The sequence below is a fragment of the Pantoea sp. R13S299 genome, assembly GCF_048515925.1.
In the GTDB taxonomy this organism is placed as follows: Bacteria; Pseudomonadota; Gammaproteobacteria; order Enterobacterales; family Enterobacteriaceae; genus Pantoea.
Genome location: NZ_JBLYEF010000001.1, coordinates 1,464,428 through 1,482,300, shown reverse-complemented (window position 1 = coordinate 1,482,300; position 17,873 = coordinate 1,464,428). Strand labels below are relative to the sequence as shown.

Sequence of the window (17,873 nt, the reverse complement as noted above, 5' to 3'; positions counted from 1 at the left end):
TGCCTCCTTGTCAGAAAAGAAAACGCGACTGCCAGGCAGTCGCGTCGTTGATTCTACACCGACAATGTAAACCCAGGCTCAATTAATCCACGCGCAGCACACGGGTGGTATTGGTGGTGCCGGTGGCGCCCATCACATCACCCTGCGTCACGATGACCAGATCGCCGGAGACCAGGAAGCCTTTATCACGCAGCAGGTTAACCGCGTCGTGTGCGGCTGCCACACCGTCGTTGTTGCTGTCGAAGAACACCGGCGTTACACCGCGATAGAGCGCGGTAAGGTTCAGGGTGCGTTCATGGCGTGACATCGCGAAGATCGGCAGGCCAGAGGTGATACGTGAGGTCATCAGCGGAGTACGGCCCGACTCGGTCATGGTGATGATCGCCGTGACGCCCTGCAGGTGGTTCGCCGCGTACATAGAAGACATGGCGATTGCTTCTTCGACGTTGTCGAACTGCACGTCCAGACGGTGCTTGGAGACGTTGACGCTTGGGATCTTCTCCGCGCCCAGGCAGACCTTCGCCATTGCCGAGACGGTTTCAGCCGGATACTGGCCCGCTGCGGTTTCCGCAGAGAGCATCACGGCATCGGTACCATCCAGCACGGCGTTCGCTACGTCCATAACTTCTGCACGGGTCGGCATCGGGTTCGTGATCATCGACTCCATCATCTGAGTCGCGGTAATGATGGTGCGGTTAAGCTGGCGGGCACGGCGAATTAATGCTTTCTGAATGCCGACCAGTTCCGGATCGCCAATCTCAACGCCCAGGTCGCCACGCGCCACCATCACGACGTCAGAGGCCAGGATGATGTCATCCATCGCTTCCTGGCTGGCTACGGCTTCCGCACGTTCCACTTTAGCAACCAGTTTAGCGTCGCAACCCGCTTCACGCGCCAGGCGACGCGCCAGGTTCATATCTTCGCCACAACGTGGGAAGGAGACGGCCAGATAATCGACGCGGATTTTAGCGGCGGTAATGATGTCCGCTTTATCTTTTTCGGTCAGTGCTTCAGCCGACAGGCCGCCGCCCAGCTTGTTAATGCCTTTGTTGTTCGACAGCGGGCCACCAACAGTGACTTCGGTGAACACTTTCATGTCCTGAACTTCCAGCACTTTCAGCTGCACGCGGCCATCATCCAGCAGCAGGATATCGCCCGGCACCACATCTGCAGGCAGGCCTTTGTAGTCGATACCGACGCGCTCTTTATCGCCTTCGCCTTTACCCAGATTGGCATCCAGCAGGAAGCGGTCGCCGATATTCAGGAAAACTTTGCCTTCTTTGAAGGTAGATACACGAATTTTTGGACCCTGGAGGTCACCCAGGATAGCCACGTGGCGACCCAGTCTGGCAGCAATCTCGCGCACTTTATCGGCACGAAGCTGGTGATCTTCTGGCGTGCCGTGAGAGAAGTTGAGTCGTACAACGTTCGCGCCGGCAGCGATGATTTTTTCTAAGTTATTATCACGATCGGTGGCCGGGCCGAGGGTTGTAACGATTTTGGTTCTTCTGAGACGTCTTGACATCGGGGACTCCATATACATTTAAGCGTGTCATGGACTGTGGACACGGCATGGTTATCTATTCTATATGATCGATGGGTTGTGATACGACTCACATTGTAAATGTGATGTTAATTTTTTTGCTGATCATCCTCTTCCCGAACGGTGTTCTTTTCGTAACGCGACGCTTTCAACGCCTCTTTCACGCGTTTCAGGTTTTCCCGGAAGGGCGCACCCCGTTCCAGGGTAAAACCGGTCGCCAGCACATCGATCACGGTCAACTGCGCCAGGCGCGACACCATCGGCAAATAGACATCAGTATCTTCCGGGACATCAAGCACTAAAGCTATCGCTGCTTCATGGGCAAGGGGTGAATCGGGAGAGGTGATGGCAATAACGGTGGAACCGTTTACACGGGCCAGGCGAGCCAGTTCTACCATATTTTTTGTGCGCCCAGTATGCGAAATGAGAACAAAAACGTCACCGGCTCGACTATTTATGCAACTCATGCGCTGGATCACAATATCGTCTGACCAGATGACCGGCAGATTAAAGCGCAGAAATTTAGTGAAAGCGTCATGTGCCACTACAGCGGATGCACCCAGCCCGAAAAAGGCGAGTTTATCGGCCTGCGCAAGCAGGTTCACCGCCTGTTCTAGCTGCGCGCTGTTCAGCTGATCCCGGACCCGTTGCAACCCGGCCAGCGCCGAGTCGAAGATTTTGTGGCTGTAGTTCTCCACCGTGTCGTCATCTTCTACGCCCCGGCTGACCCAGTTGCTGCCTTTCACCAGGCTCTGCGCCAGCTGCAGTTTAAAGTCGGGGAAGCCCCGTGCGCCCAGTCGATGACAGAAGCGATTCACGGTGGGCTCACTGACACCGGCAATGCCAGCCAGGGTCGCGATGCTGGAGTGCATCGCCGCCTGCGGTTCAGCCAGAATCTGCCGGGCGACTTTCTGTTCCGCTTTGCTCAGCGCAGCAAACTGCGCCTCAATTTTTTCCAGCATATTCATAAGCCGATGACCATAATCACTTTTATCAATTTCAATTATCACTGTCGCAGGAGCCGATTAACAGCGACTATATCGCGCCAGCACCCGGCAAGCGCAACGGCTGACAAGTGTGGCGCCCCATTTTTTGGGATACTTTGACCGGTGCCTGATTTTTCTGACACCAACAGAAACAGAAAAAACCGGCAATCCGCACGTGTCATCACACGCGCTTAGCACATCCGGTACAGAGTTATTGCGGTTGACCCGGCGAGTCGGTTTACCTGGCGCGGGGAAAAAAGTACATTGTGCTGAAAGAAAATAATAACCTGGACCCGGTGGCAGAGGATGCATCACCACCGGACTATCCTGCAACGAGGAGAGGAAAATGGCGGTAACACAAATAGCCCAGGCATGCGATCTGGTGATTTTCGGTGCCAAAGGCGATCTTGCACGCCGTAAACTGTTGCCTTCACTGTACCAGTTAGAGAAAGCGGGTCAGATCCATGAGGAAACCCGCATTATTGGTGTCGGCCGTGCTGAGTGGGATAAAGCGGAATACACCAAAGTGGTACGTGAAGCGCTGGAAACCTTCATGAAGGAGAAGATTGACGAAGCGCTGTGGGACAAACTCAGCAACCGTCTCGACTTCTGCAACCTCGATGTGAATGACACCACGCACTTCCCGAAACTGGGCAAGATGCTGGACCAGAAAAACCGCACCACCATCAACTACTTTGCGATGCCACCGAGCACCTTCGGCGCGATCTGTCAGGGCCTGGGCACCGCGAAGCTGAATGCTAAACCGGCGCGCGTCGTGATGGAGAAGCCGCTGGGCACCTCACTGGAAACCTCGCAGGAGATCAACGACAGCGTTGGCGAATACTTCGAAGAGAGCCAGGTATTCCGTATTGACCACTATCTCGGCAAAGAGACCGTGCTCAATCTGCTGGCGCTGCGCTTTGCTAACTCTATCTTCGTAAATAACTGGGATAACCGTACCATCGACCATGTGCAGATCACTGTGGCCGAAGAAGTGGGTATCGAAGGCCGCTGGGGTTACTTCGATAAAGCGGGCCAGATGCGCGACATGATCCAGAACCACCTGTTGCAGATTCTGACCATGATCGCCATGTCACCGCCGTCCGATCTCAGCGCCGACAGCATCCGTGACGAAAAAGTCAAAGTGCTGCGCTCGCTGCGCCGCATCGATCAGACCAACGTGCGCGAGAAAACCGTGCGCGGTCAGTACACCTCTGGTTTTGTGCAGGGCAAAAAAGTGCCGGGCTACCTGGAAGAAGAGGGTGCTAATAAGTCGAGCGCCACCGAGACCTTCGTGGCTATTCGTGTCGATATCGACAACTGGCGCTGGGCAGGCGTACCGTTCTACCTGCGTACCGGTAAGCGTTTACCGACCAAGTGCTCTGAAGTCGTGGTCTACTTCAAGAATCCTGAGATGAACCTGTTTAAAGATTCTTACTCAGAGTTGCCGCAGAACAAGCTAACGATTCGTCTGCAGCCGGACGAAGGTGTGGATATCGAGATCCTGAACAAAGTGCCAGGTCTGGATCACAAGCACAAACTGCAGACCACCAAGCTGGATCTGAGCTACTCCGAGACGTTTAACCAGTCGCACCTTGCTGATGCTTACGAGCGTCTGCTGCTGGAGAGCATGCGCGGTATTCAGGCGCTGTTTGTTCGTCGTGATGAAGTGGAAGCCGCATGGACCTATGTCGATTCGATCATCGATGCGTGGGCCGCGGATGGCGACTCATCCAAGCCGTATCAGGCAGGCACCTGGGGCCCGGTGGCCTCAGTAGCGATGATCACCCGCGATGGCCGCTCGTGGAATGAGTTTGAATAACTGAAGTGATGATGAAGCCCGCAACGCGGGCTTTTTTTTCGCCCTTAAACCGGGCCAATGGATGCAGATAAAACTGAACTGCTGTTTCAAAAAGGGTCGCAGGATGATAGACGCTCAGGAAGCTGATCATGTATGGTAGTGACGCAATTTACAGGGCAGGAGCCGAAGCTCCATGACCGGGTCGCAATCCCGGTGTTATCAAGCAAGGGGAACTGATGAAAAACTGGAAAACGAGTGCTGAACAGATTCTGACCACCGGACCTGTCGTGCCGGTCATCGTGGTGAACAAACTGGAACACGCCGTGCCGATGGCGAAAGCGCTGGTGGCAGGCGGTGTCAGAGTGCTGGAAGTGACGCTGCGCACACCGGTGGCGATGGATGCCTTACGCGCGATGATCAAAGAAGTGCCGGATGCGATCGTCGGTGCGGGCACAGTAATCAATCCGCAGCAGTTACAGGAAGTGACCGATGCCGGTGCGCAGTTTGTTATCAGCCCTGGCGTCACGGAATCACTGCTGAAAGCAGCGGTTGAAGGGCCGGTTCCGTTGATTCCGGGTATCAGCACCGTTTCTGAGTTAATGACCGGTATGGACTATGGTCTGCGCGAGTTTAAGTTTTTCCCGGCAGAAGCGAATGGCGGTGTTAAAGCGCTGCAGGCGATTGGCGGACCTTTCCCGCAGGTGCGTTTCTGCCCGACCGGCGGCATCTCTCCGGCCAACTACCGTGACTATCTGGCGCTGAAAAGCGTGCTGTGCATCGGCGGTTCATGGCTGGTTCCTAACGACGCGCTGGAAGCGGGCGACTGGGATCGCATCACCCGCCTGGCACGCGAAGCTGTAGAAGGCGCGAAGTAAGTGATGGCGGTGAGCATCTGCTCACCGCACACCTTTACCCCTGAACCGTGACCGCGGCAGCACTGGCAACTGCACGTGCAATCGCCTGAGTGGTGGTGTCACCGCTCGCCAGCGCCACGCCTAAACGACGCTGACCGCTGATCTCCGGCTTGCCGAATAGCCGCAGTTGCAGACCGGCACCCAGCGCCGCTTCGACATTCACAAACTGCACGTTCTGGCTGGTCAGTTGCGGCAGGATAACGGCAGACGCCGATGGACCATACTGACGAATCCCGCCAATCGGCAGACCCAGGAACGCTCGCACGTGCAGCGCAAACTCAGACAGATCCTGCGAAATCAGCGTCACCATGCCGGTGTCATGTGGACGCGGTGACACTTCGCTGAATACCACCTCATCACCACAGACAAACAGCTCCACGCCAAACAGGCCATAGCCGCCCAGCGCCTTAACAACCTGCGCAGCGACATCCTGCGCACGCTGCAGCGCCAGGTCACTCATCTGCTGCGGCTGCCAGGATTCACGGTAATCGCCATCTTCCTGACGGTGACCAATCGGCGCACAGAAATGAATGCCATCGATCGCGCTGATGGTCAGCAGGGTGATCTCAAAATCAAAATTGACGACCCCTTCAACGATGACGCGACCGGCACCGGCACGGCCACCCTGTTGCGCATAGTCCCAGGCTTTATCAAGCTGGCTGGCGTCGCGGATAAAGCTCTGACCTTTACCGGATGAGCTCATCACCGGTTTCACAATGCAGGGGAAGCCAATCTCTGCGGCGGCTTCATCGAAGCGCGCCTTGCTGTCGGCAAAGCGATAGCTGGAGGTCGGCAACGACAGCTCTTCAGCCGCCAGTCGACGAATGCCTTCGCGGTTCATGGTCAGCTTTGCGGCGCGGGCGGTCGGGACCACGCGCTGGCCCTGCTGCTCAAGCTCGACCAGCGTATCTGTGGCGATAGCTTCAATTTCCGGCACCACAAAGTCAGGCTTCTCTTCGGCTATCAGCGCAGCCAGTGCCGCGCCATCCAGCATGTTAATGACATGGCTGCGATGGGCGACGTGCATTGCCGGCGCATCGGCGTACCGATCTACCGCGATCACTTCCACACCCAGACGCTGACACTCCAGCGCCACCTCTTTACCCAGTTCACCTGAACCTAATAGCATCACGCGCGTCGCCGCCGGACGCAGCGCTGTTCCGAGAGTCGTCATACATTCCCCTAAGCAGTCAAAATTCGCGCGCAAGTATAAACGAAAACGTTTGCGTTCTCATCTTTCGTCCATATGACACCGTCGTTTGCCGTACTTTTCCCGCTCTGACGTTTCCTGACATCCTTTTGGTCAGGATAGCGGCTGACATCCTGAAAGGAGTGAATGATGAATAACTGGTTGCAACAGATTCAGTCGGTGCTGACAAAGAAGGGCGGTGAGGGAAAATCGGGCGGCGGCTTAAGTGACATGCTGGCACCCGGCGCGCTGGGCGGTCTGGCCGCCATGCTGATCTCCAGTAAGTCGTCGCGCAAACTGCTGACCAAATATGGCGGTAAAGCCCTGATTGTGGGTGGTGGCGCGGCCGCAGGCGCGGTGCTGTGGAACAAATACAAGCAGCGGGTCAGCGAAGCGCACCAGAATGAACCGGACTTCGGCGTGGCGCAGACGCCCGTTGATCTGCGCGCCGAACGTCTGGTGACGGCGCTGGTGTTTGCTGCCAAAAGCGACGGGCACATCGACGATCAGGAACGGGCAGCCATCGAGCATAATATTCATCAATCCGGTTACGGCCAGGATGCGGAACAGCTGATCCATAAAGCGATGAACCGCCCGCTGGATCCGCAGTGGCTGGCCGCCGATGTGAAAAATGAGGAAGAGGCGCTGGAGCTTTACTTCCTCAGCTGTACCGCCATCGACGTTGATCACTTTATGGAGCGCAGCTATCTCTCTGCGCTGGGCGACGCGCTGAAAATTCCTCAGGATGTGCGCGACGGCATTCAGCAGGATCTTGAAGCTGAAAAAGCCCGTCTGCCTGCCAGTTAATCCCCCCGATATTCCGCTGACGGGTCACAGGATGTGATTCGCCAGCGGCAGCTTCTCTCGCCATCTCTGGCTTCCCGCTGCTGAAGTGTTACGCTTACAGATCATTACGTTCATGGAGACGGATGGATGAAAGCACCCATCGCAAAAAAAATTCCCCACGAGATGACGCTGCACGGTGAGACGCGCGTTGACGACTATTACTGGCTGCGCGACGACAAACGCGAAAACAGCGAGGTCCTTGATTACCTGCGTGCCGAAAACAATTACGGCAAAAAAATCATGTCGTCACAGCAACCGCTGCAGGACCGGGTATTAAAAGAGATTATCGATCGGCTGCCGCCTGAAGATCACTCAGTACCTTATGTGAAAAACGGCTACCGTTATCAAAGTCGCTACCAGACCGGTAACGAATATCCGGCTTATTATCGCCAGCCTGCGGCGAGTGAGGAGTCAGGTGAGTGGAGCCTGCTGCTGGATGCCAACCAGCGCGCCTCGCACAGCGATTTCTATACGATGGGCGCGCTGCATATCAGCCCCGATAACCGGGTCATGGCGCTGGCCGAAGATTTCCTGTCGCGGCGGCAATATGGCATCCGGTTCCGCAACCTTGAGAGCGGCAGCTGGTATCCTGAAGTGCTGAGTAACGCCTCATCCAGCTTCGCCTGGGGCAACGATTCGCGTACCGTCTACTACGTGCGCAAACATCCGCAGACGCTGCTCTCCTATCAGGTCTGGCGACATGAACTGGGCTCGCCACAGTCCGATGATCAACTGGTCTATGAAGAGCGGGATGACACCTATCATCTCAGCGTGCATAAGACCACCTCCAAACAGTTCATCATGATTGCGCTCTACAGCACCAATACCAGCGAAATCCAGCTGATCAATGCGAATTTCCCCGATGCGCAGCCGCATGTGTTTCTGCCGCGTCGCCGCGACCATGAGTACAGCATCGACCATTACGATCATCAGTTTTTCATTCGATCCAACCGGGATGGCAAAAACTTCGGGCTGTATCGCAGCCGCTATCTGGATGAGTCACGCTGGGAAACGCTGATCCCGGCACGCGAACAGGTGGTGATGGAAGACTTCCAGCTGTTCCGTGACTGGCTGGTGGTGGAAGAGCGTCAGCGTGGCTTAACCAGCCTGCGCCAGATTAACTGGGCCAGCGGCGAGACCAGCGGCATTGCCTTTGACGATCCAACCTATGTGACCTGGCTCGCCTACAATCCCACGCCGCGTACCAGCAAACTGCGCTACGGCTATTCGTCGATGACCACGCCGACCACGCTGTTTGAACTGGATATGGATACCGGTGAACGCCACATACTGAAACAGAGCCAGGTTAAAGGCTTTAACGCGGAAGATTACAAAAGCGAGCATCACTGGATCAAAGTCAGCGATGGTACCGAAGTGCCGGTATCGCTGGTCTATCACCGCAAACACTATCAGCCAGGCCAGAACCCGATGCTGGTCTATGGTTATGGTGCCTACGGCAGCAGCATGGATGCCGATTTCAGCGTCAGCCGCCTGAGCCTGCTGGATCGCGGTTTTGTCTACGCACTGATACAGGTGCGCGGCGGCGGTGAGCTGGGGCAGCAATGGTATGACGGCGGTCGCCTGCTGAACAAAATGAACAGTTTCACCGACTTTATAGATGTGACTGACGCGCTGGTGGCACGCGGCATCGGACATCCGGAACGGCTCTATGCAATGGGCGGCAGTGCGGGCGGTCTGCTGATGGGCGGGGTGATCAACATGGCACCGCAACGGTTCCACGGCGTGGTGGCTCAGGTGCCGTTTGTGGATGTGGTCACCACGATGCTGGATGAGTCGATCCCGCTGACGACCGGCGAGTATGACGAGTGGGGCAACCCCAACGATCCGGAGTACTATCGCTATATCCGCCAGTACAGCCCTTATGACAACATCGAGGCGAAAGCCTATCCCCACCTGCTGGTCACCACCGGCCTGCATGATTCGCAGGTGCAGTACTGGGAACCAGCCAAGTGGGTGGCGAAGCTGAGATCGATGAAAACCGACAATAACCTGCTGCTGCTCTGCACCGACATGGATGCGGGTCACGGCGGCAAGTCGGGGCGCTACAAAGCCTATGAAGGGATCGCGATGGAATACACCTTCCTGCTGGGGCTGGCGCAGGGCACCTTACCGCCAGCCCAGTATTACTGAGATTCGGTCAGGTACTTACGCAGCGCCTGCCGCAATGGCGGGCGCAGATCGCTGACGTTATCCAGCATCCACTTCAGATAGCCCGGATCCTTGCGCGCGACCACCGCGATCGCCTGGCCGCGGTATTTGCCAAAGGGCAGAACGTCATCGCGCTGGGCTGCCGGTTGTGACCGCACAATCATCTCGGAGGCACTCCAGCCGGAGGTCTCCATAATACGAATCAGCAGCGCCGCCGTAACATAGCAATCATAGAGCGCGCGGTGGGCATGCAGGTCGGCGGGCGGCGTGACATCCAGCTTCAGCGAATGACGCAGTGCCTGATTGCCATATTTAATGCCCGGCCAGAGCTGACGCGCCAGCTGCATGGTGCAGATCCACTCTCCGTACATCTCCGGCAGCATCCGGCGATCAAAGCTGGCGTTGTGCGCCACGTAAAAAGCACTGCCGTGATAGCGCGGGATCGCCTCTTCAATGGTCGGCTTACCGGCGACCATCGCTTCGGTGATGCGATGCACGGCCATCGCCTGACGGCTGATAGGGCGATCGGGCAGGGTGAGATCGCTCATCGGATTCACAATCTGACCGTTGACCACATCCACGGACGCCACTTCGACTACGCCACCCTGCAGACCGCAGGTTTCGGTATCAATAACGCGAAATATCATTGCTTCATCTTCGGTTCATAAGGAAGGCGCGACAGGCTGAGCGACGCCTGGCGGTAATGCATCAGACGCTGACGAAACCAGTCACGCAGCGCTTCGGGCTGCTCCTGCGCCACCATTTCGGCGACGATCGGCATGTTATAGCGCTCTTTAAACGCCACACCCGCTGCCGCCAAATCGACATTAATCTTGTCTTTCTCTTCCTGGGACAGCAGAGCAAGGTTATGGCTCATAATATTCTCCTGACGATAGCGGGCAAAAGTAATGTTTTCGGCGGTCTGAATCAAGGATAAAGGATCGCATCGCTGGCCTCGACAGTGCAAATACAGCAGCGTATCCTTTTGCCACGTTTATCGCCCTGGCGGCGGTTAAAAGGATGATCTTATGCATAAAAAACTGATTTCCCGCATGGTTATTGCGCTGGCGGTAGCCGGACTGATGACATTCAGCTCGCTGGCAGCGGCGCATGCGCATCTCCAGTCTTCTATCCCGGCGGCTAAAGCGCAGGTAACGACATCCACCGATGCGCTGACGCTGAACTTCAGTGAAGATATTGAAGCGGCATTCAGCGGCGTCACGCTGCTGGATAGTGAACAGAAGCCTGTCGCCACTGCTAAAGCCCGCGTTGAATCTGGCCAGAAAAACCGGTTGATTGTGGGCCTGTCTCAGCCGCTGCGAGCGGGCAGCTATCAGGTTAACTGGCATGTGCTGTCAGTGGATGGACATAAAACCGCAGGAAGCTATCGCTTTAGCGTGAAGTAACGCCGGTGACCACCCTCTGGATCCTGTTACGCGCGCTGCATTTTGCCGCCGTGATGCTGCTGACCGGCAGCGCCTGTTACAGTGCGCTGCTGGCACCCGGACGCTATCGACCCCTGCTGGCGCTACGGTTAAACCCGCTGGTGAAAGGGAGCGCCTGGCTGGCGCTGCTGAGTGCACTGGCGATGCTGGCCTGCCAGAATGTGTTGATGAGCGGCGACAGCGCCAATCTGGCCGATGTCCATATCTGGCTGGCGGTGATTGGCACGCACTTCGGTGGCGTGTGGCTGTGGGAAATCCTGTTTAGCCTGCTGGCCGTTGCCGGTTTGTTACTGACCGGGCGGCTGCGTCAGCAGGTGTTACTGCTGGCGGGCGTTCTGCAACTGGCCTGCATGGCTCTGATTGGTCATGCCGCGATGCGCGATGGCTGGCCGGGATTGCTTCAGCAGATCAATCATGCACTGCATCTGATTGCCGCGGCGTTCTGGACGGGCGGATTACTGCCTCTGTTGCTGTTGATGCGGGAGGCGCGCCAGATCGATCGCCGCACCGACGCTATCCGCACCATGATGCGCTTTTCGCGCTATGGTCATCTGGCGGTGGCGTTAACGCTGCTGAGTGGCCTGATAAATAGCGTGATGATCGTGGGCTGGCCGCTCACGTGGCACGATTCACGCTACATTGTATTGTTGCTGTGTAAAGTGCTGCTGGTTGCCCTGATGGTGCTGGTGGCGCTGATTAACCGATACTGGCTGGTGCCGCGATTCCGCCTGGCGGGCAGCGGGACGCAGCAAAAATTTATTCGCATGACGCAGCTTGAACTGCTGCTGGCGTGCGGAGTGGTTGGGCTGGTCAGCGTATTTGCCACGCTGTCGCCAGCCTGAATGTGGTTTAAGAGAGAAAAGGGTAGTTATGTTGCTGAAGAAAGTGATCCCCGCAATCCTGTTGTTATCCGTATGCGGCCAGGCGCTGGCGGCACAAATCATTACCGTCAGCCGCTTTGAGATCGGTAAAGAGAAGTGGCCGTTTAACCGTGAAGAGGTGATGCTGACCTGCGAGAAAGATGGTGCGATGTTTGCCATCAACCCGAGCACACTGATGACATACCCCCTGAACGACATCGCCGATACGCTGTTTAAAAACAAACAGGTGAAAGCGCAGCCGATCAGCGTGATCCAGGCCGAAGATAAAGCGCATCCGGGCCAGATGATGAGTCTGCAGCCGATTGTTGAGCGCACCCAGGCGTTGTGCGGTAAATAAACCTGTCGGGTGCAGCACCGCGCTGCGCCCAACCCCTCTTTTTTGCCGTTGCGATCACAAACTGGTCCGGTTTATGCCCCTGCGCTTCCCGTTTGCTGGCAATTCCACCGCGCTGTTCTAATGTTAAATGGCAAGGCGACATCGCCTTCATAAATGCCAACTTTTAGCGCACGGCTCCTTGAGAGCCATTTCCCTGGACCGAATATAGGAATCGTATTCGGTCTTTTTTTGTCAGATGCCGCCCATCAGTTAATGATTTTCAATCAATAACTTAGTCTTTTTCCGTTGTGTTCTTCTCCACTCTTCTGCAAGACGCCATTCCATTATGTCATTGCCATTTTTCCTATTCATATAAGTTACAACCCTGCTTTATTACCTCTCTATGAAAGGGACACCGTGGCGATAATCTGCCACCTGTTTTACTCATGGTTGAAGCCCTGCCAGGAGCATCAGGTATAGGCTGTGCAGCCCGTGCGAGAGAAGTTTGCTGAGAGTGAACGGCGTTGCAGTACTCGGTAATGACCGCTCTACTATCCTGTGGCACTCTATTAAGTCACATGAAAATGAGGGAACGATAATGAATGCAGGGAATGCAATCACAGAACCTGGCAGATATTACACATTTCAGTCACCACTATCGGGCAACGTATTTTTTGAATTGAGACCACGTGTGCTGCCACGAAACGCACAGCCGGTGCTGGATGAGTCCAGCGGCATGTGCATTGGTTATTCTGTGGCTCAGGCTCCCGGTCTGTGGCAGATATACGATGTGCAGGGGCATTTTGTTCGACTTGAAGAGGCACCTCTCGAAACGCCACTGATTGATCCTACAGACATAGCGCTTCTTGCGTTTGGTGTATTTCGAATTTTCCGCGCTGGTCGCGCATTATTGGAGGCTGGTACACGAGCTGCTATAAGTGCCAGACTCAGCCAGGCAACAATAATGTTCCTGCGTGCCAGGTTAAAAACAGGTTTATCGGCGTGTAACCTGAAAATGACCGAAACAGCGGCGAGGCACATGTATGAGCCGGGTCGCTATGTTCCGTTACATATTCAGGAAAGAGCTATCCGCTATGGCAGACGCATGGCCGATCCTCGCAACGGAGAGGGTATGTATCGTTATGAAACGGAAATGTATAAATTACACCGTAAAAAAAATATCACTGAGTATAAGAAGTACACTCTTGAGGTTGTGGTAAGGGTATCAGATTGGACGATAACTCATTTTAAGTATTTTTGATTAACCGACAGGAACGTACATATGTTTGATATCAGAGATGAAGAATTCGTTTTTGCAGTGTCGCCTTTTGAACGGGTTGTCGATAACGAAGTCGATCCGGTTAATCATCACTGGGATTGGATACAGTCCTGGATAGAATTCTCGGTAAGCGGCCTGAAGGTGGCGTTTAAGACTAAGTTCACTGTTGGAGAGTTGAAAATGTTGAAGAAAGAATTTTCAGCTTTTCATCAGGCGATAATTGCTCAGAAAAAGTTAAAGTCGTTTAAATATCAGAGCGATATTCATCAGCTTGATATGATACTGACAAATGAAAATACTATTGATAGCGTAACTATTGATTTTATCCTTCGACCGGAGCCTCATGCCGACAGCGTTCAGGTTAAAGGCAGCTTTGGCCTTAATGAAAGCTATTTCCCCGACATTCTGAAGAGGCTGGATGAAATGATTCAATGGCAGAATTAAAGATTTTTTCATTGAAAGTTTTTAATTGAAAAATTCGGGCATAGAATGGATTTTAATTCAGTCCTTTCCGTCTATGTACTATTCGATGCGGCAGTATCAAGTACCTGTACTGCTTGCATGTAGTTCATCCATGCCGTAAGCAATGCCTCCCAAGGTCAGCGTGTAACCCGTGCAGTAAGCGGTCTGCGTTTGTCGAGCACCACGTCAGCGGAAGGCTTGATAAGGTTGACGCGCTGCACGCTCTCAACGTGTATGGCGGCATAGAGCGCAGACAGGCGAATGGTCGCGGCCAAGTCGTTTTTGCGCGATAACGTATGCGGTGAGCTTCGCCTCAAAGGCACTCTATAGTCAGCCGACATAATCTGCAGGCGCAGCTCCTCGTATTACGGCTGGTCAATCAGTGTGGACAAAGAGAACCATACTGGCGGTGCATCACTCTGGTGCCGACAGGGGGCAGCAGAATGTCACGCACGGATTGCTGGATGTGATCGAGGTCGGTTAGCATGCCGCCGGTTTCCCTTTCCATGCCGATGTATTATACGGTTGTCATACTGGCGCTCCCGTTTTCCCACCGCTGTCGCCCGGTTGGATATTCGAATGCAGCACCTTGCCTTTTGAGGAAAGATTGCCGCCGGTATGCACAACGCCGCCTTTCATCGTGCCGCCCTGGGTGACTTCCAGCTGTGCAGTATTAAGCAGCGCTGTGCATTCAGCTTCTGGCGAGTCGAACAGGATTTTTACCGCTGCTTTATTGGTTGCCGTCTGTATGTCGGTTGCGGTCAGAGCACCGGTTTCCGGCTCGTACTCGATCACCACGCCGTCGAGAAATCACCAGTGCAGCGCATCGGCCGAGGCAGACAGAGCAGGGTTGTCATCTGAGAAATGCCCGGAAGTACTAAACCGGTATCGAGTTCGCCGCCCAGGCAGAGAACAAGCACCTGCTCACCCACTGACTGCGCATTCCAGGAACGGGTTTTACCCGTGAGGGTGCTCAGCCAGTGCAGCCAGTTGGTTGTGTTTTTTCCTGTATCGACGGGGCATAACTCGCCGTCGAGATTGACGGCCGACACGGTTGCTATGCGGATCAGGTTGCGCAGCAGGCGCTGAATTTCGGAAATTTGATCGAATGAGTTCATGTGAGTAGGATGAATCTGTTTGCAAACAATGACTACCCAACGCTGTTTGTTTAGCAATGAGCGTACATTTTTTTAAATTCAATAAGAGATATGGGATTACAGCATATGGAAACGAAGCCAAACCCTTCCAGTTTCAATAAAAATCAAAAGATAGAACTTGCTTTCAATTTTTTTTCAGAGAAAAAACGTTCCAAGCAATACTTCACAGTAGATGAAATCGCTAACAAAACCGGTTGGGGTCAAAGTACCGTTAAAACTTACCTATCAAAAAAATGGTCAACATTTATAATAAAAGAAAACAATGAATTATTCGTCTCTCCAAAGTTTGATTCTTTTAATTTATCGTCTTTTATTAAGCATCATAGCCAGAATGAAAATACGCCCAAGACTTTTTATGAAAGCATTTTAGAAAAGTCAATTTCCGCATGCATTACAGCAATTGAGGTTTATAACAAACCAGATTTTAAATTCAGAGAAGAGAGCTTTTCAATCCTGATGATAAACGCGTGGGAGTTACTACTAAAGGCGAAGATTCTATCACTAAATGGAGATGATAAAACTTCAATTTACTTGAAGTCTAAGGGGGCGATTGAAGTATCTGAGTCAGGTTCACCTAAAACTATAAGCATATCCAAAGCAATAAATGTTTTATCAGCTAATGGATGCCTTAAAAAGATTGTTGAAGACAACATTAAGTTATTAATTGAAATTCGCGACCATTCAGTTCATTTTATCCATGAAGATATGTCACTTAGCACAAAAATACAGTGTATAGGAACAGCATCTTTAAAAAACTATATGACATTATCTATTGATTGGTTTGATTATGATTTTAGAAAGTATAATTTTTTCCTAATGCCAGTCTCTCTTTACCATCTTAGTGATATTGAGAGTTTTAGCGTGTTAAATCACTCGGCTGATAATCTGAAATCCTATTTGGAGAAAATGGAAGAGTCTCACAAGGATGATGCAGATCCAAACTTTAGCATTTCTTTGCGCCTCTCAACTAAATTGATAAAAACATCATCAGATGAAGCCATCGAATTTATGATGACTAATGATTCTAAAGCTACACAAATAACCTTTACAGAAGAGGATATGTTGAAAAGATATCCTCTCACATATGATGCACTTACTCAAAAATTAAGTTCAAGATATAGTGATTTCTTAAGGAATGCAAAATTCCATGAATTGCACCGGCAAATAAAAAACTCAGGTGAAAAATACTGCCGAGAAAGAAGGTTAGAACCCTCAAATCCAAATAGTATTTTTAAGTTTTTCTATAGTGAATCCGTACTGAATTTTATGGATGCACATTATACAAGAAAATGAAGGTTCATTTTGAAAGAAACTCCATGAGGCAGTTAATTATTGCCTCATAATCATCATTTTTAAGACCTGGTAACAGCCGCGATTCATACTGTACCCCTTTACCTTTACACGATGGCCGGACGCGCTGCCCGTAATGCACACGGGCCATGCGCTGCACGTTACCCGTAAACTCAATAACAGCCTCATTCAGGCTTGCCTGTGTCATCATGTATTTATCCGTGCGCATCTTTGCGAACAGCTCGCGCCTTATGCGGCCCTTTTTGCTGCGCACCGGCTGCATTTTGCGGGGCTTAAACGGCGTGTCGTCAGGTGATTGCTGGCGCTTAATGTTCCGCTGCTGCCTTGCGCGCAGCTTGCGGCCAATGTTACGCGCTATTTGTTTACGTGCCGGGGCTGACAGGCTGCTGGAAGCGCCTCCAGAGATCATTTATCGGCTGCAGGTCGCTCATGACTGCCACTCGCTTACCAGCTCACCGTGAACATAGAGCTGCACCGGCCGCGCGTGACTCACAGGCAGCGGATTCTTGCCGACGTGTGTTACATGCATCGCGCTGTCTGCCTGCTTCACGATCACGCGCTCGCACAGCTGCAGCTCAATACTGATAAGGCAAACGCACCTCAGCAGCACGCCGAGGCGTTTACCTTTGGCAATCCGATGCTGGTCATGGATAAATGCGACATTCTGGATTACGCCGAGTGCATCGATAACGGGCGCTGGTTTGAGACGACGGTCAGCTTTAACACGCTGGCTAAAAGGCTGCGCTCGGCCGTGCATCTCAGCTCGCCGATTTACGTGAAGCGCAACATTCTGGCCTCAACGTTTATTCCGCACCCGATGATGAGTCAGCAGGGGTTCAGCAAGTTTGCGCTGGACTATCTCGTCTTCGGCAATGCCTTCGCCGAGCTGCGCCGCAATGGCCTGGGTAAGCCGCTGCGCCTTGAAACCACTCCAGCCAAATTTACCCGCAGGGGCGTGAAGCATGGCGTTTACTGGTTTGTTAACGACTGGAAAGAGCCGCACGAGTTTTCGGCCGGCAGCGTGTTTCACCTGCTGGAGCCGGATATTAATCAGGAGCTGTACGGCCTGCCGGAATACCTTAGCGCGCTTAACTCCGCCTGGCTGAATGAGGCGGCGACGCTGTTCCGCCGCAAGTATTACCAGAATGGTGCGCACGCCGGTTATATCCTTTACATGACCGATGCGGCGCAGAGCAGCAGCGACGTTGACCGGATGCGGCAGGCGATGCGCGACACGAAAGGGCTGGGTAACTTCCGCAACCTTTTCATGTACGCGCCGAACGGTAAGCCGGACGGGATCAAGATACTGCCGCTCAGTGAAGTCGCGACCAAAGACGATTTCTTTAACATCAAGAAGGCCAGCCGCGATGACCTGTTAAGCGCGCACCGCGTGCCGCCGCAGATGATGGGGATTATCCCGGACAACTCCGGCGGATTTGGTGACGCGGTGAAGGCGTCGCAGGTATTTGTGCGTATTGAGCTGACACCATTACAGGAGCAATTAAAAGAAATTAACATATGGCTTGGCGAAAAAGTAATTGCTTTCAATACTTACGAACTTTAATTTTCACTTA

Annotated in this window: 17 protein-coding genes and 1 pseudogene; 11 read left to right on the top strand and 7 right to left on the bottom strand. The window is 53.3% G+C overall.

From position 1 onward, the window contains the following. Positions 1–82 precede the first annotated feature (82 nt). Positions 83–1,525: a pyruvate kinase gene (gene pyk, locus ACN1CO_RS07230; RefSeq protein WP_419138408.1), complete on the bottom strand. Its 1,443-nt coding sequence runs from the start codon at positions 1,523–1,525 to the stop codon at positions 83–85. 107 nt (positions 1,526–1,632) lie between these two features. Beyond that, a complete protein-coding gene (locus ACN1CO_RS07225) occupies positions 1,633–2,511 on the bottom strand; it encodes a MurR/RpiR family transcriptional regulator (RefSeq protein WP_419138407.1) in 879 nt (292 codons plus the stop codon). Positions 2,512–2,875: 364 nt separating this feature from the next. Here ACN1CO_RS07225 and zwf point away from each other — a divergent pair, with 364 nt between their 5' ends. Both zwf and ACN1CO_RS07215 read left to right on the top strand, forming a co-directional pair. Then, positions 2,876–4,351 (top strand): glucose-6-phosphate dehydrogenase, encoded by a 1,476-nt coding sequence (gene zwf / locus ACN1CO_RS07220; RefSeq protein WP_090960230.1) that lies wholly within the window; start codon positions 2,876–2,878, stop codon positions 4,349–4,351. 215 nt (positions 4,352–4,566) lie between these two features. After that, positions 4,567–5,205, top strand: a complete 639-nt coding sequence (locus tag ACN1CO_RS07215; protein WP_010258674.1) for a bifunctional 4-hydroxy-2-oxoglutarate aldolase/2-dehydro-3-deoxy-phosphogluconate aldolase — start codon at positions 4,567–4,569, stop codon at positions 5,203–5,205. Positions 5,206–5,239: 34 nt separating this feature from the next. Here the strand turns inward: ACN1CO_RS07215 and purT are convergent, their stop codons facing one another. Then, a complete protein-coding gene (gene purT, locus ACN1CO_RS07210) occupies positions 5,240–6,418 on the bottom strand; it encodes a formate-dependent phosphoribosylglycinamide formyltransferase (protein WP_419138406.1) in 1,179 nt (392 codons plus the stop codon). 165 nt (positions 6,419–6,583) lie between these two features. Here purT and ACN1CO_RS07205 point away from each other — a divergent pair, with 165 nt between their 5' ends. Beyond that, positions 6,584–7,240 (top strand): tellurite resistance TerB family protein, encoded by a 657-nt coding sequence (locus tag ACN1CO_RS07205; protein WP_419138993.1) that lies wholly within the window; start codon positions 6,584–6,586, stop codon positions 7,238–7,240. Positions 7,241–7,366: 126 nt separating this feature from the next. Further along, positions 7,367–9,430 carry a prolyl oligopeptidase family serine peptidase gene (locus ACN1CO_RS07200; protein WP_419138405.1) on the top strand — a complete coding sequence of 688 codons (2,064 nt, stop codon included), beginning with the start codon at positions 7,367–7,369 and terminating at the stop codon, positions 9,428–9,430. On the opposite strand, the gene exoX is transcribed toward ACN1CO_RS07200, so the two are convergent. Continuing rightward, entirely contained in the window at positions 9,424–10,095 is a 672-nt protein-coding gene (gene exoX / locus ACN1CO_RS07195; protein WP_022625523.1) for an exodeoxyribonuclease X, read from the bottom strand. The two genes, ACN1CO_RS07200 and exoX, sit on opposite strands and share 7 nt — an antisense overlap. Beyond that, a complete protein-coding gene (locus ACN1CO_RS07190; protein WP_010258692.1) occupies positions 10,092–10,325 on the bottom strand; it encodes a DNA polymerase III subunit theta in 234 nt (77 codons plus the stop codon). Before ACN1CO_RS07190 ends, exoX begins: the two co-directional genes overlap by 4 nt. Before the next feature lie 151 nt (positions 10,326–10,476). On the opposite strand from ACN1CO_RS07190, the gene copC reads away from it, so the two are divergent. From copC to ACN1CO_RS07165, 5 genes are all read left to right on the top strand, one after another. Then, the gene (gene copC / locus ACN1CO_RS07185) at positions 10,477–10,854 is read left to right on the top strand and encodes a copper homeostasis periplasmic binding protein CopC (protein WP_419138404.1); all 378 of its coding nucleotides are present in this window, start codon (positions 10,477–10,479) and stop codon (positions 10,852–10,854) included. 5 nt (positions 10,855–10,859) lie between these two features. Continuing rightward, positions 10,860–11,735 (top strand): copper homeostasis membrane protein CopD, encoded by an 876-nt coding sequence (copD, locus tag ACN1CO_RS07180; protein WP_419138403.1) that lies wholly within the window; start codon positions 10,860–10,862, stop codon positions 11,733–11,735. 28 nt (positions 11,736–11,763) lie between these two features. Continuing rightward, positions 11,764–12,111, top strand: coding sequence for a YebY family protein (locus ACN1CO_RS07175; RefSeq protein WP_010670792.1), 348 nt, complete (start codon positions 11,764–11,766; stop codon positions 12,109–12,111). Between the two features lie 577 nt (positions 12,112–12,688). After that, a complete protein-coding gene (locus tag ACN1CO_RS07170) occupies positions 12,689–13,351 on the top strand; it encodes a hypothetical protein (protein WP_230873594.1) in 663 nt (220 codons plus the stop codon). A gap of 21 nt (positions 13,352–13,372) precedes the next feature. Next, on the top strand, positions 13,373–13,813 hold the full coding sequence (locus tag ACN1CO_RS07165) for a hypothetical protein (RefSeq protein ID WP_143990290.1): 441 nt from the start codon (positions 13,373–13,375) through the stop codon (positions 13,811–13,813). A gap of 546 nt (positions 13,814–14,359) precedes the next feature. Here ACN1CO_RS07165 and ACN1CO_RS07160 read toward each other — a convergent pair. Further along, positions 14,360–14,949 (bottom strand): annotated as a pseudogene (locus ACN1CO_RS07160) (phage baseplate assembly protein V). 105 nt (positions 14,950–15,054) lie between these two features. On the opposite strand from ACN1CO_RS07160, the gene ACN1CO_RS07155 reads away from it, so the two are divergent. Further along, a complete protein-coding gene (locus ACN1CO_RS07155; protein ID WP_419138402.1) occupies positions 15,055–16,281 on the top strand; it encodes a DUF3644 domain-containing protein in 1,227 nt (408 codons plus the stop codon). Between the two features lie 4 nt (positions 16,282–16,285). On the opposite strand, the gene ACN1CO_RS07150 is transcribed toward ACN1CO_RS07155, so the two are convergent. After that, a complete protein-coding gene (locus ACN1CO_RS07150; protein WP_419138401.1) occupies positions 16,286–16,708 on the bottom strand; it encodes a phage virion morphogenesis protein in 423 nt (140 codons plus the stop codon). A 114-nt stretch (positions 16,709–16,822) separates the two neighbouring features. On the opposite strand from ACN1CO_RS07150, the gene ACN1CO_RS07145 reads away from it, so the two are divergent. Continuing rightward, positions 16,823–17,863 (top strand): phage portal protein, encoded by a 1,041-nt coding sequence (locus ACN1CO_RS07145; protein ID WP_419138400.1) that lies wholly within the window; start codon positions 16,823–16,825, stop codon positions 17,861–17,863. Positions 17,864–17,873 lie beyond the last annotated feature (10 nt).

Bases quoted from the DNA above. Each gene is read 5' to 3' on its own strand.
- exoX (WP_022625523.1), bottom strand. From the start codon at position 10,095: ATGATATTTCGCGTTATTGATACCGAAACCTGCGGTCTGCAGGGTGGC.
- ACN1CO_RS07225 (WP_419138407.1), bottom strand. From the start codon at position 2,511: ATGAATATGCTGGAAAAAATTGAGGCGCAGTTTGCTGCGCTGAGCAAA.
- ACN1CO_RS07175 (WP_010670792.1), top strand. From the start codon at position 11,764: ATGTTGCTGAAGAAAGTGATCCCCGCAATCCTGTTGTTATCCGTATGC.
- ACN1CO_RS07145 (WP_419138400.1), top strand. From the start codon at position 16,823: ATGCATCGCGCTGTCTGCCTGCTTCACGATCACGCGCTCGCACAGCTG.
- ACN1CO_RS07170 (WP_230873594.1), top strand. From the start codon at position 12,689: ATGAATGCAGGGAATGCAATCACAGAACCTGGCAGATATTACACATTT.
- ACN1CO_RS07155 (WP_419138402.1), top strand. From the start codon at position 15,055: ATGGAAACGAAGCCAAACCCTTCCAGTTTCAATAAAAATCAAAAGATA.
- ACN1CO_RS07200 (WP_419138405.1), top strand. From the start codon at position 7,367: ATGAAAGCACCCATCGCAAAAAAAATTCCCCACGAGATGACGCTGCAC.
- copC (WP_419138404.1), top strand. From the start codon at position 10,477: ATGCATAAAAAACTGATTTCCCGCATGGTTATTGCGCTGGCGGTAGCC.
- ACN1CO_RS07150 (WP_419138401.1), bottom strand. From the start codon at position 16,708: ATGATCTCTGGAGGCGCTTCCAGCAGCCTGTCAGCCCCGGCACGTAAA.
- pyk (WP_419138408.1), bottom strand. From the start codon at position 1,525: ATGTCAAGACGTCTCAGAAGAACCAAAATCGTTACAACCCTCGGCCCG.
- purT (WP_419138406.1), bottom strand. From the start codon at position 6,418: ATGACGACTCTCGGAACAGCGCTGCGTCCGGCGGCGACGCGCGTGATG.
- ACN1CO_RS07190 (WP_010258692.1), bottom strand. From the start codon at position 10,325: ATGAGCCATAACCTTGCTCTGCTGTCCCAGGAAGAGAAAGACAAGATT.
- ACN1CO_RS07205 (WP_419138993.1), top strand. From the start codon at position 6,584: ATGAATAACTGGTTGCAACAGATTCAGTCGGTGCTGACAAAGAAGGGC.
- zwf (WP_090960230.1), top strand. From the start codon at position 2,876: ATGGCGGTAACACAAATAGCCCAGGCATGCGATCTGGTGATTTTCGGT.
- ACN1CO_RS07165 (WP_143990290.1), top strand. From the start codon at position 13,373: ATGTTTGATATCAGAGATGAAGAATTCGTTTTTGCAGTGTCGCCTTTT.
- ACN1CO_RS07215 (WP_010258674.1), top strand. From the start codon at position 4,567: ATGAAAAACTGGAAAACGAGTGCTGAACAGATTCTGACCACCGGACCT.